At 70.3% G+C, this 18,592-nt stretch carries 12 protein-coding genes; 1 reads left to right on the forward strand and 11 read right to left on the reverse strand.

Annotation, left to right across the window (positions count from 1 at the left end):
* Positions 1-87 precede the first annotated feature (87 nt).
* The 11 genes from AB0C59_RS13600 to AB0C59_RS13650 form a co-directional block, all read right to left on the reverse strand.
* A complete protein-coding gene (locus AB0C59_RS13600; RefSeq protein WP_363003878.1) occupies positions 88-1,869 on the reverse strand; it encodes an IucA/IucC family siderophore biosynthesis protein in 1,782 nt (593 codons plus the stop codon).
* Positions 1,866-2,414: a GNAT family N-acetyltransferase gene (locus AB0C59_RS13605; RefSeq protein WP_363003880.1), complete on the reverse strand. Its 549-nt coding sequence runs from the start codon at positions 2,412-2,414 to the stop codon at positions 1,866-1,868. The genes AB0C59_RS13600 and AB0C59_RS13605 overlap by 4 nt, the downstream gene beginning before the upstream one ends.
* A complete protein-coding gene (locus AB0C59_RS13610; RefSeq protein ID WP_363003882.1) occupies positions 2,411-3,694 on the reverse strand; it encodes a SidA/IucD/PvdA family monooxygenase in 1,284 nt (427 codons plus the stop codon). The genes AB0C59_RS13605 and AB0C59_RS13610 overlap by 4 nt, the downstream gene beginning before the upstream one ends.
* Positions 3,678-5,120 carry a lysine decarboxylase DesA gene (desA, locus tag AB0C59_RS13615; RefSeq protein WP_363003884.1) on the reverse strand — a complete coding sequence of 481 codons (1,443 nt, stop codon included), beginning with the start codon at positions 5,118-5,120 and terminating at the stop codon, positions 3,678-3,680. Before desA ends, AB0C59_RS13610 begins: the two co-directional genes overlap by 17 nt.
* A 243-nt stretch (positions 5,121-5,363) precedes the next feature.
* Positions 5,364-5,711, reverse strand: coding sequence for a hypothetical protein (locus AB0C59_RS13620; RefSeq protein WP_363003886.1), 348 nt, complete (start codon positions 5,709-5,711; stop codon positions 5,364-5,366).
* Positions 5,704-10,416 carry a polymorphic toxin-type HINT domain-containing protein gene (locus AB0C59_RS13625; protein WP_363003888.1) on the reverse strand — a complete coding sequence of 1,571 codons (4,713 nt, stop codon included), beginning with the start codon at positions 10,414-10,416 and terminating at the stop codon, positions 5,704-5,706. The genes AB0C59_RS13620 and AB0C59_RS13625 overlap by 8 nt, the downstream gene beginning before the upstream one ends.
* A 485-nt stretch (positions 10,417-10,901) precedes the next feature.
* Positions 10,902-11,951 carry an ABC transporter substrate-binding protein gene (locus AB0C59_RS13630; protein ID WP_363003890.1) on the reverse strand — a complete coding sequence of 350 codons (1,050 nt, stop codon included), beginning with the start codon at positions 11,949-11,951 and terminating at the stop codon, positions 10,902-10,904.
* 191 nt (positions 11,952-12,142) lie between these two features.
* A complete protein-coding gene (locus AB0C59_RS13635; RefSeq protein ID WP_363003892.1) occupies positions 12,143-13,303 on the reverse strand; it encodes an acyl-CoA dehydrogenase family protein in 1,161 nt (386 codons plus the stop codon).
* Positions 13,304-13,308: 5 nt separating this feature from the next.
* Complete coding sequence (locus AB0C59_RS13640; RefSeq protein WP_363003894.1) at positions 13,309-14,247, reverse strand: hydroxymethylglutaryl-CoA lyase; 939 nt, start codon at positions 14,245-14,247, stop codon at positions 13,309-13,311.
* Positions 14,244-16,223, reverse strand: a complete 1,980-nt coding sequence (locus AB0C59_RS13645; RefSeq protein ID WP_363003896.1) for an acetyl/propionyl/methylcrotonyl-CoA carboxylase subunit alpha — start codon at positions 16,221-16,223, stop codon at positions 14,244-14,246. Before AB0C59_RS13645 ends, AB0C59_RS13640 begins: the two co-directional genes overlap by 4 nt.
* 9 nt (positions 16,224-16,232) lie before the next feature.
* Complete coding sequence (locus AB0C59_RS13650) at positions 16,233-17,849, reverse strand: carboxyl transferase domain-containing protein (RefSeq protein ID WP_363003898.1); 1,617 nt, start codon at positions 17,847-17,849, stop codon at positions 16,233-16,235.
* Between the two features lie 86 nt (positions 17,850-17,935).
* Here AB0C59_RS13650 and AB0C59_RS13655 point away from each other — a divergent pair, with 86 nt between their 5' ends.
* Positions 17,936-18,544, forward strand: coding sequence for a TetR/AcrR family transcriptional regulator (locus AB0C59_RS13655; RefSeq protein ID WP_363003900.1), 609 nt, complete (start codon positions 17,936-17,938; stop codon positions 18,542-18,544).
* Positions 18,545-18,592 lie beyond the last annotated feature (48 nt).

The following is an 18,592-nucleotide window of genomic DNA, read 5'->3' on the forward strand; positions in this document are numbered from 1 at the left end:
CGGGCGCCCCGGTGGACCGTACACCGGGGCGCCCGTCCGTCCGGGGCGAACCTGCCTGTCGCGGCGCGAGGGCCTGTCCGACAATCCCTAGCGGCCCGCAAGGGGGTTCGCGAGGGATCCGATCAGCTGGAGCGCGCCGGACGGGTCCGTGAGGTCCACCATCTGACGGTTGTTCCGCAGCTGGAGGCGGTTGAGGCAGGAGAGGGCGAACTCGGGGGCGAACAGGTCGTACCGGTCGAACCGTTCGGCCAGCTGCGGGTTCGCGTCCTGGTACTCGCGCGCCACCTCGGCGACCGTGCCCCAGAAGTCGTCCTCCGCAAGGACCCCGTCCTCGGCGAGGTGCGCCGCCATGAAGCGGAAGAAGCAGTCGAAGACGTCCGTGAAGATCGACAGCAGCCGCTGGTCCTCCGGGACGTCCACGCGGATGCGCGCGACCTCCGGCGGCAGGACCGCGTCCGGGTCCATGACCACGATCTCCTCGGCTATGTCCTTGAACACCGCCCGCTGCACGGCCCCGTCCTTCAGGACGAGGATGACGTTCTCGCCGTGCGGCATGTAGACCAGGTCGTAGGCGTAGAAGCTGTGCAGCAGCGGGACGAGGTAGGCGCGCAGATAGCCGCGCAGCCACTGCACCGGCGCCAGCCCCGAGCGCTCGATCAGCGCGCCGGCGAACGACGCGCCCTCGTCGTCCACATGGGCCAGGGCGGCCATGGTCGCCAGGCTCTCGCCCTCCTGGAGCGAGGCGACCGGGCTCTCACGCCACAGGGCGGCCAGCATCTTGCGGTACGGCGAGGTGCGGTCGGTGGCGGCCTCGTACTCCAGATGGCGGTATCCGACGGCGGCCCGCTCGCGGATGATGGTCAGACCGGTCGACTTCAGGACCGGATCGCTCTCGATGAGCTGGGCCAGCCAGTCGTTGATCGCCGGAGTCGCCTCCATGTAGGCGGCCGAGAGCCCGCGCATGAAGCCCATGTTGAGGACGGACAGGGCCGTCTTCACATAGTGCTTGTCCGGGTTGCTCTTGTTGAAGAACGTCCGGATGGACTGCTGCGCCAGATACTCGTCGTCCCCCTCGCCGAGGCAGACGAGGTGCCCGCGGGCGACCTCGGCGGCGAAGGTGACGCTGAGCTTGTTCCACCACTGCCAGGGGTGGACGGGAATGAGGAGGTAGTCATGGGGGTCCAGGCCTCGGCCGGACAGCAGCCGGTGGAAGCGCTCGACGGTCTGAGCGCCCAGCTCGTCCGCCACGAAGGAGGAGTACTCGATCCCGGCGCCCGCCGTGAACGCGGCCCGTGAGCGGTGCGCGGCCAGCCACACCAGCCGGACGGGGTGGGCGGTCTCGGGCGCGTACGACAGGTACTCGTGGATGCCGAAGCCCAGGCGACCGTTGTTGGCGACGAAGCACGGATGGCCCTCGGTCATCCCGGCCTCGATGTCCTGGAAGCTGCCGCGGGCCAGCTCGGCGGAGCCGGTCCGCGGCTTGCCGAGCTTGTAGCAGGTGCTGGAGACCGTGGAGGAGATCTCCTCCAGGTAGACGGGGAGCACCTCGTCGCTCAGCCCGAGGGTCTCCCTCATCTCGATGAAGAAGTCCAGCACCGCCAGCGGGAGTTCCGCACCGTCACGGCTGCGGGTGATCGAGTCCGGGTCGATGTGCCAGTGGTCGAGGCCTCGGCGGGTGGCGGTGAACCGGTAGCGGGTCAGCCCGTCGTCGCTGTGGACGGCATAGGTGTCGCTCCCGTCCGCCTCCGGTCGGGGCGAGAGCAGCCGCTCATGGGCGAACTCGGCCAGGGCCTTGCGGACCACGAGGCGGCCGGCGCGCTCCCAGCGCTCGGGGGTCAGATGGGCGACGGCGTCGGCGAACTCGGTCATGCCGCCACCGCCCGCTCGAACTGCTCACGGGTGCAGAAGCTGAGCAGCGCCCGCTTCTCCGGCTTCTCGATCTCGCGCGCGGGCACGAAGCCGACAGCGGCGTTCAGGGCGTGCACGGCGGTGTTGCGGACGTCGGGCTCCACGACGACCCGGAGGGTCGCCGGGTCCTCGAACAGGTGCCGCATCACGGCGGTGATGACCGCCGTGGTGAACCCGTGGACGGGCCTGTCGGTGGGCGCGACGAGGAAGTGCATGCCGACGTCACCGGGCTCGGGCCCGTACAGCCCCACCAGCTCGCGATGGGCGGGGTCGTAGCTCTCCATGAGGAAGGCGGGCTCGCCGTCGTGCAGCCCGAGGAGGGCGTGCTGGTGCTCGTCGGCCGCGATCTCCATGTAGGCGCGCTCGACGTCCTCCAGCCGGGCCTCCTGCATCATCCAGAAGGCCGCCTTGGGGTGGGTGACCCACCGATGCAGGAGTTCGGCGTCCTTGAGGGGGTCGAGAGGGCGCAGGGTCAGGGCGCCGAGGGTGCCGGTGGTCGTGCTCATACCGCGAACTCCTGGAAGGCGATGGTCTTTTCGACGGGGTAGTACTCGCTGCCGAGCAGTTCTCGGATGATGTACGAGTTCCGGTAGGGACCCATGCCCAGGTCCGGGCTGGTGATGCTGTGCGCGTGGACGCCGGCGTTCTGCAGGAAGACGCCCCGGCCCGTCACGTCGACGCTGTAGTTGCGGGCGACGTCGAAGCTGCCGTGCGTGTCGTAGCGCAGTCGGTCGCGTACGGGCTTCAGGTACTCGGGTTCGACGTACCGGTAGCCGGTGGCGAGGACGAGTCCCTCGGAGCTCAGCTCGAAGTCCTTCTCCTGCTCCTCCTGGCGGAAGCCGAGCGTGTAGCTGCCGTCCTCGTAGCGCGCGCTGGTGAGGGCGGAGTTGGTGAGCAGGCGGGTGGGGACCGGGCCGTCGAGGTTCTTCTGGTAGAGCAGGTCGAAGATCTCGTCGATCAGGACGCCGTCGATGCCCTTGAACAGGCCCTTCTGCTCGCCGTTGAGGCGGTAGCGGGTCCCCTCGGGCAGGGCGTGGAAGTAGTCGATGTACTCGGGGGAGGTCATCTCCAGCGTGAGCTTGGTGTACTCCAGCGGGAAGAAGCGCGGGGAGCGCGTGACCCAGTTCAGCCGGTAGCCGTGGACGTCGATCTCGGCGAGCAGGTCGCGGTAGATCTCGGCGGCGGACTGCCCGCTGCCGACCAGGGTGATCGACTCCTTGGCCTGGAGCTGGTGCTTGTGGTCGAGATAGCGGGAGTTGTGGACGAAGTCGCCGCCGAGGTCGCGGCAGGAGTCCGGGACATGGGGCGGGGTTCCGGTGCCGAGGACCAGGCGGCGGCCCCGGAAGACCTCACCCGTGTGCGTGCGGACGGCGTAGACCTCGTCCCGCTCCTCGTACGTCACCTCCGCGACCGTCGTGCCGAAGCGGATGCTGCTCAGCTTGGACGCGGCCCAGCGGCAGTAGTCGTCGTACTCCACGCGCAGCGGGTAGAAGTTCTCCCGGATGTAGAAGGAGTAGAGCCTGCCCTTCTCCTTCAGGTAGTTGAGGAAGGAGTACGGCGACGTCGGGTCGGCGAGGGTGACCAGGTCCGACATGAACGGGGTCTGGAGGTGGGCGCCGTCCAGGAACATGCCCGCGTGCCACTCGAAGTCCGGCTTGGACTCCAGGAAGACGCCGTCGAGTTCGGCGATCGGCTCGGTGAGGCAGGCGAGGCCGAGGTTGAAGGGGCCGAGCCCGATCCCCACGAAGTCGTACGTCTTGTGGGCGGATTCAGGAAGCGTGGTCAAGGGACTCTCCCAGGTACTGCTCGGCGTGGCCGGCGATCAGGTCGAGCACGGCGGCGATGTCGTCGGCCGTGGTCCCGGGGTTGAGCAGGGTGAACTTCAGGTAGTGGCGTCCGCCCACCTTGGTGCCCGCCACCACCGCGTCGCCGGAGGCGAACAGGGCCTGGCGGGCGTACAGGTTGGCGCGGTCGATGCCGGCCGGGTCGGTGACGGCGGCGGGGATGTAGCGGAAGACGAGGGTGGACAGCTGGGGCCGGACCACCACGTCGAAGCGCGGATCGGCGGCCAGCAGCTGCCAGCCCTCCCGGGTGAGGTCGCAGACCTCGTCGAAGAGCTGTCCGATGCCGTCGGCGCCCATCGTGCGCAGGGTCATCCACAGCTTGAGGGCGTCGAAGCGGCGGGTGGTCTGAAGCGACTTGTCCACCTGGTTGGGGATCCGCTCCTCGGCCATGCGGCGCGGGTTGAGGTACTCCGCGTGGTAGGTGGCGTGGCGCAGGGTGGCGGTGTCCCGCACCAGCACGGCGGAGGAACTGACCGGCTGGAAGAAGGACTTGTGGTAGTCGACGGTGACGGAGTCGGCGCGCTCGATGCCGGTCAGGCGGTCCCGGTACTTCAGGGAGGCGAGCAGGCCGCAGCCGTAGGCGGCGTCCACGTGCATCCAGCTGCCGAACTGCGCGCACAGCTCCGCGATCTCGGGCAGCGGGTCGATGGAGCCGAAGTCGGTGGTGCCCGCGGTGGCGACGACGGCCATGGGGACGAGCCCGTCCCGGGTGCAGCGCTCCAGCTCGCGAGCGAGGGCGACGGTCTGCATGCGCTTGTCGTGGCCGACGGGGACGACGGCCACCGCGTCCGGGCCGAGGCCGAGCAGTTTCGCCGACTTCTTCACGCTGAAGTGGCCGGCCTCGGAGGCGAAGACGCGGAGTTTCCCGAGGTCGTCGCTCTTGGCCTCCTCGCGGGCCAGCAGCAGCGCCTGGAGGTTGGACTGGGTGCCGCCGCTGGTGAACACGCCGTCGGCCGCGGGGCCGAGGCCGATGCGCCGGGTGGTCCAGTCGATGAGCTTGCGCTCGATGAGGGTGCCGCCCGCCGACTGGTCCCAGGTGTCCAGGGAGGAGTTGACCGCCGAGAGGACCGCCTCGCCGACGACGGCCGGGATCACGACCGGGCAGTTGAGGTGGGCGAGGTAGCGGGGGTGGTGGAAGTAGATCGCGTCGCGGAGGTAGAGCTCCTCCAACTCGTCCAGGACCGCGGTGGTGTCGTGCAGCGGGCGGTCCAGGTCGACCCGGTCGATGCGGGGGGCGAGGGCGTCGACCGCGACGCCGGTGAACGGACGGTCGGTGGCGGCGATTTTGGCGGCCACCCGCTCTACTCCTTCGGTCACGGAGCGGCGGTAGTGCTCCGCGGTGAGGTCATTGAGCAGGTGCGAGCGCATGGTGGGAGTCCTCCCGGTGGGGGCAGTCCGTGCGGGGACAGACGAGGGCGGAGGCCCGCCGTCGAACTGAGGTTAGCCTAACCTAAGCATCACCGGCTCGGAGCGCCGGGATCCGGTCGACGCCCGCACCCCGGAAACGCCCGAACCCCGCCGCTCCGCGCGGGGCGGGGTGGCGGGGCTCGGGGTGCGCGTTGGACTGCGTAGAGATCAACCAGACCATGCGCAAGGATTCGAGGGAGGTGCCTACTCCCGGTGGCGAGCGAGGTGGTCCAGTTCTGACACCATCGACTCCAGCGCCGAGACATAGCTGGCGTACTCGCTGATGAGGCGACGATCCTCAGCGTCCGGCGCCCGGAGGGAACCAAGTGATTCGCGCAGGTTCCTCACCGACAGGAGAATGCCGGGCAGATCTGGAATCTCATGTGCCCGCATGGTGCCGCCGTGGACTTGACTCGCGTACCCAGCGACATGCCCGTCCAGCGTGAGCAGCTCGGAGTTCCAGTCCTGCAACGCTTCCAGCTGCGGATAGTCGGGATACCGCATGGTGAGGAACCGTGAGAAGGCGTGATCGAAACCAGATGTGTCAGTCATGCCAGGTCACAATCTTCCCCTCCAAGGTGTAAATGCCTTCCCCCCCGAACAGACCGCCTCGGATCTTCCATCCCATGGACCCGTCAGCCAGCTTCCACGGAACTCGATCCGATGCCTTGGTCTTGTTCCACAGGTCCATGGCTTCCTTGGTGTACTCCGCGAAGGTGCGACCCTTGCCATGCTTGCCGAGATGGTACACGGCGGATTCCTCGACAGTCTTGAAGGTAGCTCGTGTCCAACTCTTGAGAGCCTCGGCATCAGCGCCGCAGAACTGAAGGCCGCCGGAGTTGTGGACCAGAACCGGCGTCGTGCCTGCGACTACATAGAACGTGTGGAGGTCGTCGACAGTGAGGTTGTAGGCCGGGTGATGCCACTCGTACCGCTTCACCTGGACGACGGTGACAGGCTTTCCGTCACTTGCACGCAGGGTCTGACCGTGCACGAGGTCGCCGGCGTCGATCCACCGGTGAGCGCTGGGCGACCAGAAGGGGTGGTGCTGTGTCGCGGTGATCGTCGAACGGATGGAGCGCCCCGCATCGACGGTGATGTCGGCGAAGTCGGTGTCCTCCGGCGTGTAGATCGTGCGGGTAACGGCGTGTGCTTCGGTACGGCCGCTTTCCGGATCGGTGGCGAGAACAGAGTCACCGGTCCTGATGTCCTCGATCCTCTTCGCGGAGCCGTTCGCCATCAGCACCCTTGTGGTGCCAGGAAAACTGTTCTTCGGGGTGCAGGAGCTGTAGAGCTCCTCCATCGCACTGGCTTCCCGTTCGATCCCGGCCATGGCCTTAGAGTCGAGTTCCAACCCCCGGAGCGCCTTCAGCGCGTCCTCAATGCCGATGCCGGTTTTGTAGGAGGCGTCGAGGGCGCGGAGGAGACGGGACGCCTCAGTGATCTTCACTTCGGGCACGAACCAGCTGGCGGCCCAGGCGCAGCCACTGGCCTTGTGGTGATTGATGCAGTCGTCGAAGTCCTGGAGGAATCCGTCGACCACCCCCTTGAGGACCGCTTCCGTGATGTCCCGACCGTTGACATGGACGGTCTTGGTCTCTTCGTTGTCAAACGGCTTGCTGTCCAGGTAGATGAGTTCACCGGTACAGGAGTCCGCCGAGTCCATCACGCACTCGGAGAGCGCATAGAAGGTCGCGATGCCCTTCACATGGAACGTCATCGAGATCTCGCAGCCCGCGTTGGGGCCGGTCTCCGTGCCCACGCAGTCGCCGTGCGGATCGGTGCTGTAACTGGTGATCTGGTACTTCACGATCACGTTGCTGTTGGTCGATGCCTGGGAAGCCTCGTCCTGTTTCGCCTGTTCCTGCTCCGCCAAGGTGGCAGCCTCTTGAGCCGATTCAGCCTGCTTCTCGGCGTCCTTGGCGGCGGCTTCGGCCGCGTCGGCGTCCTTGTCTGCCTGCGCGGCGACCTCTCGTGCGGTTGCGGCTGCCGCTTGGGCGTCGCTGGCGGCGGCCTGTGCGGCGTTCGCGTCGGACTCCGCCTCGTTGGCGGAGGCGCGTGCGGTGGCGGCGTCGCTGGAGGCGGCGTCCGCCGCGGACTGCGCGGCTGCCGCGTCCGCGGTCGCCTGGGCGTCGTAGGCGATGGTGCGGGCCTCGCTGGCCTTCGCCTCGGCCGCCGCCTTCTGTGCCTGCGCCGCGGAGGCGACGGCCTTCTGGGCGGAGACCTGTGCGTTGGCCGCCTGCACGGCGGCGTCGGCGGCGGCGAGCTTGGCGTTCTTCTCGTCGCCGCTGGCCGCGTCCGCCAGGGCCTGGGCCGACTGCGCGGCCTTCTGCGCCTGGTCGGCCTTGGCCTGCGCCATGGACTGCTGCTGGTCGGCGATCGTCTTCGACGCCTGCGCGCTCAGCACCGCGAGTCCCGCGGAGGAGTCGCTGTCCATGTAGGGCGAGCCGAGCTGGATGGCGTCGTTCGCCGAGTCGGTCACCTTCTGCGCCGCGTCCGCCGCCGCGGTCGCGGCCTGTGCGGTGGTGTAGGCGAAGCCGGCCGTGGTCGCGGCCTGCGCCTGGGACTGCTTGGCGTCCGCGCTCGCGGCGATCGCGTTCTTCTGCGCGTTCTCCGCGTCCACCTTCGCCTGGGCCGCGTCCTTCTTCGCCGCGTCCGCGTCCGTGGACGCCTGGCTCGCGGCCTGGATCGCGGTCGCCACCGCGGCTTCGCTGGTGCGCACCGCCGCGTCGGCGGTGGCCTTCGCGGCCTTGGCGTCATCCGCGTCCGACTGCGCCCGGCGAGCTGCGGCCTCGGCGCGCGTCGCCGCCGCGTCCGCCGCCTGCGCCTCCTGGGTCGCGGCATCCGCCGCGGCCGACGACTGGTTCGCCGCCGTGGTCGCGGAGTCCGCGTCCGCGTCGGCCTCATCGGCCGCCGCCCGCGCGTCGTGCGCGTCCGCATCGCTCTGGTGAGCGTCCGCGTAGGCGTCGGCCGCCTCGGCCTTCGCCTTCGCGGCGTCACGGTTCCGCTGAGCTTCCCATGCCTTCTGCCGGGCCTGAGAAGCCGCACGGTCGGACTGCTCCGCCGCCGCACGCTTGTCCGCCGCGGTGGCGCCGGCGGTCTGGGCCGCCGACAGGGCGTCGTTGGCCGCCTTGTCGTACCGCTCGGCGTCGGCCCGGTCCAGTGCCGCCTGGGCCTGGTGGGCGGCGGCCTCGTTCTTCGCCGTCGCCGCCTGCGCCTGCTGCGCCTCGGCCGCCAGCCGCTTGGCGTGCGCGACGTCCGCCGCGTTCTTCGCGGTCGACTCCGCCTGCTGCGCCGTCTTCAGCGCCGCCTGCGCCTTGTCGTTCTGCGCGGCCGCGTTCTTCGCCTGCAACGCGGCACCCGCCGCGGCGGCCTTCGCCTGGTTGTCCGCCTCCTGCGCCGCCGCCATGTGGAACGCCGCCTTCGACGCCGACGCCTGGGTCTGCGCCTGCGACTGAAGCGTCTTGGAGTCCTCGGCGGAGGCCGTGGTGGCGTCGTACGCCGTCTGCGTGGCACCGGCGACGGCCTTCAGCGCGGCGGCCGAGGCCATGGTGACCTGCGCCTCCTGCTGACCGGCCAGCAGACCCCGGCCACGCGGCGTGCCCGCCGCGTCCGCGATCGCGTACGCCTGCTGCTCGGCGGCCGTCGTGTCGGTGGCCGCCTGCTGCGCGATGGTCAGCTGCTGTTGCGCGACGGTCAGCTGCGCCTTCGCCGCGGTCTGCGCGACCGGCAGGGCCTTCTTCGCCTGGGTGAACTGCGCCGCCTTCGGGTACGACAGGCTGTCCGTGCCGGTCGTGGTACCCCCGTTGTCCTGCTGGGCGACGAACTGCTGGGTCGTCCCGCCGGTGCAGGTCTTCACCACGGCCTGCGTGCTCTTGGTCGCCGTGGCGTCCAGGCACAGCTTGGCACCCACGTTGTACAGCCGGGTCAGGCCCATCGTGGTCACGTACTGCCAGTGCTGCGTCGACGCACTGCCGCACGTCGTCTGGACCACCTTCGACCCGCTGGCCACCGCCTTGCTGGTGTCCACCGCCAGGCACTTGCCGCCAATCCCGTTGTACAGATTGCCGTCCAGCTTCTGGTCATGCGACTCCGGCCACCACTGCTGCGAGGGAGTCGAATTGCAGGAGTACGCCTGTACCGGCGCGCCGCTGTCCTTCGAACCGCCCCTGTCGTCCAGGCAGAGCGTGGTGTTGCCCTTGAGCTGGAAAGTGATCTTGCCGGCACCCGCCGCGCCCTCGCCGCCCGGCAGCCAGTACGCCTGCCAGCGCGTGAGGTGGTCCGCCAGCCACGACTGGCCCAGCGCCTCACCCAGCGCCTGCGTCGCCGTCGCCAGAGCAGCCGACGCCTTCGCGTTCGCCGCGAAGATCGCATCCCGCTGCTTGGCCACGCCCCCGACCTCGGCCTGCCACTCGTTGGAGGCGGTCTCCACCTCCTGGCCGAGCACACTGTTCGGGTCCACCGGGTTGCGGTACTCGCACGAGGCGAACCGCGACTTCAGGTCCTCCACCGCGACCCGGTACTCCACCGTGTCCGGCTCGGGCGCACTACGCGGGAAGCCGCCGTTCTCCAGGAACATCCGCGTGTCGTCCGCGAACAGCCCGTGCATGAACGCCATCTTCCAGTGCCAGGCGTCCCACTCCCGGTACTTCAACTGGAAGTCGGGGTCGTTGCCGTCGTTCGGCTCCGGATAACGCGCGTTGCCCAGATCCGTCGCGGCCTTCGCCGACGCGTCGTTCGCCAGCGGCGAGGGCTCCTTGTAGAAGGTGTCCTCGGCCGTCCAGAACTGCTGGCTCAGCCAGTGCCCCAGCCCCACCGACGAGAAGAAGTCCGGATCCGGGGCCCAGTGGAAGTCCGCGTCCGACTTGAAACCGCCCGGCTCGTACAGCCCGGACAGCGGCGCCTCCCACGTCTTGTGCCGATCGGACAGACCGTCCATCAGCTTCAACGTGGCGTCGTTGTCGGTCTTGTACGCCGTCGACAGCGGCGTCGTGTCCCAGTAGTCCGCCGCAGCGGCACTGTGCAGGGCGGCCGTGTCCGAGTCCAGACCCTTCGCCGCCACCTGCTTCATCGACGGACCACCGGTACGCAACACCGTCGACAGCAGGCACTGGTCCTTGCGGACCTGCTCCGCCGCCGCCATGTCGAACGCGGCCGGAGTCCCCCCGCCCGCACCGCCCGGATCCTGATCCGCCAGCGCCGGCACCTGACCGACCGCCAGGACGGTCGCCGCCACCAGCGCCGTCGTGGCCGTCAACCGGCGCCAGGCCGACCCGGACCGGTCTCTCGCCGGCCCTCTGGAAAGTTTCACGTGTGAGCCACGCCCATCCCCGCTTCAGGGCACGCATCGACGCGCGCCGAACGCGGCGGCTCACCATCCCCCCCGCGCCCGCGCACCCCCGTGCAGCGCCGAACCATACGACCACCGGCGGTGTCTGATTCACCGCCAGGGCTTCACCTCACGGGTGCCTTTGTATGGTTCATGTAAAGGCACCGTGAGGTGGATTCACAGCATGAGCACATGTAACTTCCGCGTCAATGAGCCCCTGCGGACCTCGCGGGGCGAAACGGGCGACTCGCCGAGCGGCTTGCCTGTTTCCAGCGGTAATGCCAAGGATGCGGCGTGAGGGAGATCACGCGCGGGGCAACGGCGACATCGCCGGGACCCCAGGGGTCCCGGCGATGCAGAGGTAAACACCAAGTCAAGCGAAGGCAAGCTCGGTTGAGGGTGGGCGGCGTCGGTCAGCTGACCTTCTTCGCCGACTCGATCGCCTTGGCGAGGCCCTCCAGCAGCGGGGTGCACTTGTCGTACGACAGGATGGGCTCGGCCGCGCGGGGGACGACCTGGCCGGCCTTCACCGCCGGGAGCCTCTTCCAGGTCGCCTCGGTGATGTCGGCGGGCTGGGTGGCCTGGGCCCGGTTGTCCATCATGATGACGTCGGCCTTGTACTTGTCGACGTTCTCCCAGCTCAGGTTCTCGAACCAGCCGCCGCTGGCCTTGAGCGCGGCGGGGGAGGGCTCGACGAAGTTCACGCCGAGCGCCTTGAAGTACTCCAGGTCGATGGAGAGGTGGGAGCCGGACACGTAGAAGACGTCCTGGCTCGCCGAGCCCACCAGCACCTTGATGTCGGGCTTGGCCTTGGCGGCGGCGCGCAGCCGGGCGGCGGCGTCCTCGAACCGCTTCTTCGCCTGGGTGATCCTGGCGGAGCCGGTGTCGGCGCCGAGCGACTTGGCGAGCGCCAGCATGCGCTCCAGCGGCTGGGTCAGCTGGCGGTCGTAGACGGAGATGCCGGTGCTGGGGGCGCCGACGCCGAGGATCTTCTTCTTGGACTCCTCCGGCACGTACCACAGGGTGCCCGCGTCGTCGAACATGGTGCTGACGAGAAGGTCGGGGGCGAGGGCCGCGTACTTCTCGATGTTGAACTGGCCCCACTCGTTGCCGAGGATCGTGACCTTGCTGACGTCCAGGTCGCCGGCCATGACGTCGGCCTTGCCGTCCTTGGTCCTGGTCGGCCCGAAGACGCCCTTCACGCTGACGCCGTAGTCGTGCAGCGCGGCGGCCACGCCCACGTAGGCGACGACGGCGGACGGGGTCCTGTCCGCCTTCGCGGTCTGCCCGCGGTCGTCCTTGAAGGTCCAGGGGCCGGTCTTGGCGCCGGACTTGCCGTTGTTCGAGCCGGCACTTTCGCCCTTGTCGTCGCCGCATGCCGCGAGCACGGCACCCAGACCGAGGGCGCCGCCGGCGGCGAGGATGCCGCGGCGGGAGAGGCGGGAGGCACTGGCGTGGGACATGGTGTGGCTGCCTTCGAACGGGGCGGAGCGTTCCGCCGGGGGAGTTCGAAAGGTAGGTTAGCCTAACCTCAGTTATTGTCCATGGGGGAGGCGCTCCTCCCGTCGCTCCTCCCTCTCGCTCTCCGGGGCTCTCCCCATGAAGAGGGCCCCCGGGCCGACAGCTCGCCCAGGGGCCCCTTCGGGGGTACGACTCAGCCCGCCAGGCCCAGTTCCCGCGCGATCAGCATCCGCTGCACCTCGCTCGTGCCCTCGCCGATCTCCAGGATCTTGGAGTCGCGCCACATGCGGGCCACCGGGTACTCGTTCATGAAGCCGTAGCCGCCGTGGACCTGGGTGGCCTCGCGCGCGTTGTCGACGGCGACCGTGGACGAGTACAGCTTGGCCATCGCCGCCTCCTTCTTGAACGGCTCGCCCGCCACCAGCCGGTAGGCCGCGTCCCGCCAGGCGAGGCGAGCCGTGTGGGCCTTCATCTCCATGTCGGCGATCTTGAACTGGATGGCCTGGTTGGCGCCGATCGGGCGGCCGAAGGCGTGCCGCTCCCGGGCGTACTTCACCGACTCGTCCACACAGCCCTGCGCGAGGCCGGTCGCGAGGGCCGCGATGGCGATACGGCCCTCGTCCAGGATGCGCAGGAACTGGGCGTAGCCGCGGCCCTCCTCGCCGAGCAGGTTCGCGGCCGGGACGCGCACGTCCGCGAAGGACAGCTCACGGGTGTCCGAGGCGTTCCAGCCCACCTTCGAGTAGGGGGCCGCCACCGTGAACCCGGGGGTGCCGGTCGGGACGATGATGGCGGAGATCTGCGGCTTGCCGTCCGGCTTGCGGCCCGTGACCGCCGTGACCGTCACCAGGCCCGTGATGTCCGTGCCCGAGTTGGTGATGAAGCACTTGGTGCCGTTGATGACCCACTCGTTCGTGTCCGGGTCCAGCCGGGCCGTCGTACGGGTGGCGCCCGCGTCGCTGCCGCCGTCGGGTTCCGTCAGGCCGAACGCGCCCAGGATCTCCCCGGCGCACAGCCGGGGAAGCCACTCGCGCTTCTGCTCCTCGGTGCCGAACAGGTGGATGGGCATGGCGCCCAGCGAGACACCGGCCTCCAGGGTGATGGCCACCGACGAGTCGACCCGGGCCAGCTCCTCCAACGCGATACCGAGCGCCAGGTAGTCGCCGCCCATCCCGCCGTGCTCCTCGGGGAACGGCAGCCCGAACAGGCCCATGCGGCCCATCTCGCGGACGATCTCGTACGGGAACTCGTGGCGCTCGTAGAAGTCCCCGATCTTGGGCGCCACGACGTCGTGAGCGAACTCCTCGACCGTGCGGCGGAGTTCCTCCAGCTCGGGGGAGAGACGGTGATCCATGGGAGTCATTCCTTGTGGGAGAGGGCTCGGACGGTGCGGGACGGGCTGGGCCGGTCCAGATGGGCGGCCATCCACACGCTCGTGGCGGTGAGCCGGTCCAGGTCGACCCCGGTGTCGACACCGAGGCCCTGAAGCATCCAGACGAGGTCTTCGGTGGCGAGGTTGCCGGTGGCGGACTTGGCGTACGGGCAGCCGCCGAGGCCTCCGGCGGAGGCGTCGACGGTCGTCACGCCGTGCTGGAGGGCGGCCAGGGTGTTGGCGAGGGCCTGGCCGTAGGTGTCGTGGAAGTGCACCCCGATCGCGCTCGTCGGCACGCCCTCCTCGTTCAGCTGGGACAGCAGCGCGAGGACGTGGTTCGGTGTCGCCACACCGATCGTGTCGCCGAGGCTCAGCTCGTCGCAGCCCATGTCCATGAGCGCCTTGCTGACGCGGACGACCTGGTGGACGGGGACGGGCCCCTCCCACGGGTCGCCGAAGCACATGGACAGATAGCCGCGCACATGGGCCTGCTGGTCCTTCGCGCGCCGGACCACCGGCTCGAACATGGCCAGCGCCTCGTCCACCGTGCGGTTGAGGTTGGCCTTGGCGAAGGACTCGGTGGCGCTGGCGAAGACGGCGATCCGGCGCGCGCCGAGCGCCAAGGCCCGGTCCAGGCCCCGCTCGTTCGGCACCAGGACCGGAAGCTCCACCGGCAGGTCGGCCACCAGCGGGTACAGCTGCTCCGCGTCGGCGAGCTGCGGGACCCACTTGGGGTGGACGAAGCTGGTGGCCTCGATGGTGGTCAGGCCCGCGCCGGCGAGCCGGCGGATGAACTCCGCCTTCACCTCCGTGGGCACCGTGCGCTTCTCGTTCTGCAGTCCGTCGCGCGCGCCGACCTCATGGATCCTGACCCGGGCGGGCAGATCCTGGGCCGGCACCACCATGGGCAGTCCGTGAGCGGTCATCGGCGCGCCTCCGTCCCGGCCTGCTCCCGCGCGTCCCCGGGCGCGTCCCCCTGCTCGTCCTCGTGCGGCGCGACCACGGCCAGCACCTGGTCCATGGCCACCGTCGTGCCCGGGGCGACGCCGAGTTCGGCGACGGTCCCGGCGTGCGGGGCGGAGATGACGTGCTCCATCTTCATCGCCTCGACCACCAGCAGGCTCTGCCCTGCCTCCACGGTGTCCCCGACCGCCACCTTGACGACGGTCACGGTGCCCGGCATGGGCGCAGTCAGCGAGTCGGTGCCCGCGCGGGCGGCGCCGCTGAGCGAGGCGGCGACCGGGTCGTGGTCGCGCACGTGCCAGGCGTCGCCGTCGCGGCCCAGCCAGTCGGCGGCCCGGTGGAAGGTGTGGCGGACCCCGTCCAGCACGACGCAGACCTGGTCCTCGGTGACCGTGTGGGTGCCTCTCGGGGCGTACTCCACCGGTTCCGACACGCGCAGCGGGAAGGCCACGGGCCGGGGCTCGCCCCCGAGACGCCAGCCGCTCGGCACCGAGAACGGGTCCGTCCAGCCCTCCGCGTGCGGCTGAAGTGCGTGCAGCCGCACGGCCGCAGCCGCCTCGTACACCTCTTCGGGCACCTCGGCCGCGACGAGGCCGTCCACCTCGCGCTCCACCAGACCCGTGTCCAGCTCGCCCGCCACGACCGCCGGATGGGCCAGCAGCCGGCACAGGAACCCGGCGTTGGTCTGCACGCCCAGGGTGACGGTCCGGGCGAGGGCCGCCCGCAGCTTGCGCAGCGCGGTCGCGCGGTCCGGGCCGAAGGCGATGACCTTGGACAGCATCGGGTCGTACAGGCTGCCGACCTCGGTGCCCTCGGTCAGGCCCGAATCGGTGCGCACCCCGTCGCCCTCGGGCTCGCGCAGCGACAGCACGGTGCCGCCCGAGGGCAGGAAGCCGCGGGAGGGGTCCTCGGCGCAGACACGGGCCTCGACCGCGTGCCCGGTGAGCGTGATGTCCTTCTGCTCGAAGGGCAGGGGCTCGCCCGCGGCCACCCGCAGCTGCCACTCCACCAGGTCCAGGCCCGTGATCAGCTCGGTGACCGGGTGTTCCACCTGCAGGCGGGTGTTCATCTCCATGAAGCAGTACGCCGAGGGGTCCGCGCCGGGCACGATGAACTCCACCGTGCCCGCGCCCCGGTACCCGCAGGAGCGGGCCGCCTGCACCGCCGCCTCGCCCATCGCCGCGCGGGTGGCCTCGTCGAGGAGCACGCTCGGCGCCTCCTCGATGATCTTCTGGTGGCGGCGCTGGAGGGAGCACTCGCGCTCGCCCAGGTGCACCACGTTGCCGTGGGCGTCGGCCAGCACCTGGATCTCGATGTGCCGGGGGCGGTCGATCCAGCGCTCCACCAGCAGCGTGTCGTCGCCGAAGGACGCGCGGGCCTCACGCCGTGCGGCCGCGATCTCCTCGGCCAGCAGGCCGGCGTCCCGCACCAGCCGCATGCCCTTGCCGCCACCGCCCGCCGAGGGCTTGAGCAGCACCGGCACACCGATCTCGTGGGCGGCGGCTTCCAGTTCGGCGTCCGTGAGCCCGCTTCCGCTCGAACCCGGCACCACCGGGACCCCGGCGGCGCGGACCGTCTCCTTGGCGCGGATCTTGTCGCCCATGAGCGCGATCGCGTCCGCGGGCGGCCCGATGAAGGTGAGTCCCGCCTCCTGGCAGGCGCGCGCGAACGCGGCGTTCTCGGCGAGGAAGCCGTATCCCGGGTGCACCGCCTGGGCGCCGCTGCGCCGGGCGGCGTCCAGCAGCCGCTCCACGGACAGATAGCTCTCGGCGGCGGGCGCCGGACCGATCCGCACCGCCGTGTCGGCCTCACGGACATGCCGCGCGTCCGCGTCGGCGTCGGAGAAGACGGCCACCGAGCGCACGCCCATCGACCGCAGCGTACGGATGACGCGTACGGCGATCTCGCCCCGGTTGGCCACCAGCACTGTGTCAAACATGGCTCCCCCTCACATCCGGAAGACGCCGAACTGGGGGTCACCCAGGGGCGCGTTGGCACAAGCGGTCAGGGCGAGACCCAGCACCTGCCGGGTCTCCACCGGGTCGATCACGCCGTCGTCCCAGAGGCGGGCCGTCGCGTAGTAGGCGTTGCCCTGGCGCTCGTACTGGGCGCGGATCGGGTCCTTGAAGGCGTCCTCGTCCTCCTGGGGCCAGGTCTCCCCGCGTCCCTCCAACTGGTCGCGCTTGACCGTCGCGAGCACGGAGGCGGCCTGCTCGCCGCCCATCACCGAGATCTTGGCGTTCGGCCACATCCACAGGAAGCGCGGGGAGTACGCCCGGCCGCACATCGAGTAGTTGCCCGCGCCGAACGAGCCGCCGATCACGACCGTGAGCTTCGGCACCCGGGTGCAGGCGACGGCCGTGACCATCTTGGCGCCGTGCTTGGCGATGCCGCCCGCCTCGTAGTCCCGTCCGACCATGAAGCCGGAGATGTTCTGCAGGAACACCAGCGGGATGCCGCGCTGGTCGCACAGCTCGATGAAGTGGGCGCCCTTCTGGGCGGACTCGGAGAACAGGATGCCGTTGTTGGCGACGATCCCGACCGGGTGGCCGTGGATCCGGGCGAAGCCGGTGATGAGGGTCTGCCCGAACTCGGCCTTGAACTCGGCGAACCGCGATCCGTCCACCACACGCGCGATGACCTCGCGGACGTCGTAGGGGGTGCGGGAGTCGGCCGGCACCGCGCCGTACAGCCCGAACGGGTCGGCCTTCGGCTCCTCGGACGGGACGACCTCCCAGGGCAGGGGGCCCCGGGCGGGCAGGGTGGAGACGATGGTCCGCACGATGCGCAGCGCGTGCGCGTCGTCCTCGGCGAGGTGGTCGGTCACGCCCGACACCCGCGAGTGGACCTCGCCGCCGCCGAGCTCCTCGGCCGTCACGACCTCACCGGTGGCCGCCTTCACCAGGGGCGGGCCGCCCAGGAAGATCGTGCCCTGGCCGCGCACGATCACCGCCTCGTCGCTCATCGCGGGCACATACGCCCCGCCCGCGGTGCAGGAGCCGAGGACGGCCGCGATCTGGGGGATCCCGGCGCCGGACATCCGGGCCTGGTTGTAGAAGATCCGCCCGAAGTGCTCGCGGTCGGGGAAGACCTCGTCCTGCATGGGCAGGAAGGCGCCGCCGGAGTCGACCAGGTAGAGGCAGGGGAGGCGGTTCTCCAGCGCCACCTCCTGCGCCCTGAGGTGCTTCTTCACGGTCATCGGGTAGTACGTGCCACCCTTGACCGTGGCGTCGTTGGCGACGATCACGCACTCGCGGCCGCTGACGCGCCCGATCCCGGCGATCACCCCGGCGGCGGGCGCCTGCCCGTCGTACATCCCGTCGGCCGCGAGGGGGGCCAGTTCGAGGAAGGGCGACCCCGGGTCCAGCAGGGTGTCCACCCGCTCGCGCGGCAGCAGCTTGCCCCGCGCGGTGTGCCGGGCCCGGGCCCGGTCACCGCCGCCCAGCCGGGCCGCGGCCAGCTTGGCGCGCAGCTCCTCGCCGAGGGCGCGGTGCGCCTCCTCATTGGCTTGCCAGGCCTCCGACGCGGGGTCTGCCGCGCTCGTCAGCTCCGGTGCCTCCTGCATGGTGCGGTCCCCTCACGGTGTTAATGAGCGTTAACGCATTTCCTTCAGGTTAACGACCGCTAACCTCCCTGTCTAGAATCGATTTCATGGCCACGAGAACCGACGCCCCCACCCGTCGCGAGCAGATCCTCAAGGAGGCCGCCCGGCTCTTCGCCGAGCGCGGGTTCCACGGCGTCGGGGTCGACGAGATAGGGGCCGCGGTCGGCATCAGCGGCCCGGGTCTGTACCGGCACTTCGCAGGCAAGGACGCGATGCTCGCCGAGCTGCTCGTGGGGATCAGCGGGCAGCTGCTGACCGGGGCCAGGCGGCGGATCGCCGAGGTCGACGGGGGCTCGGGCGGGCGGAACGCCCAGGAGGCGCTCGACTCGCTGATCGAGGGGCACATCGACTTCGCGCTGGACGACCGGCCCCTGATCACCCTGCACGACCGCGAGCTGGACCGCCTGCGCGACAGCGACCGCAAGCTGGTGCGCCAGCTCCAGCGCCAGTACGTCGAGCTGTGGGTGGAGGTCGTGCGCGAGGTGTACCCGGAGCTCGCCGAGCCGGCCGCCCGCTCGGCGGTGCACTCGGTCTTCGGCCTGCTCAACTCGACCCCGCACCTGGGCCGCCCGGGTTCCCTGCCCGGCCGCGACACCACGGCGCACCTCCTGCAGCGGATGGCCCGGGGGGCGCTGGCCGCGGTGGGGGAGGGCTGAGGAACCCACCCGGCGCTCGCCCCGGCGCCCACCGCGCCGGTTGCTCCA

This window comes from Streptomyces sp. NPDC048664 (assembly GCF_040650555.1).
GTDB lineage: Bacteria > Actinomycetota > Actinomycetes > Streptomycetales > Streptomycetaceae > Streptomyces.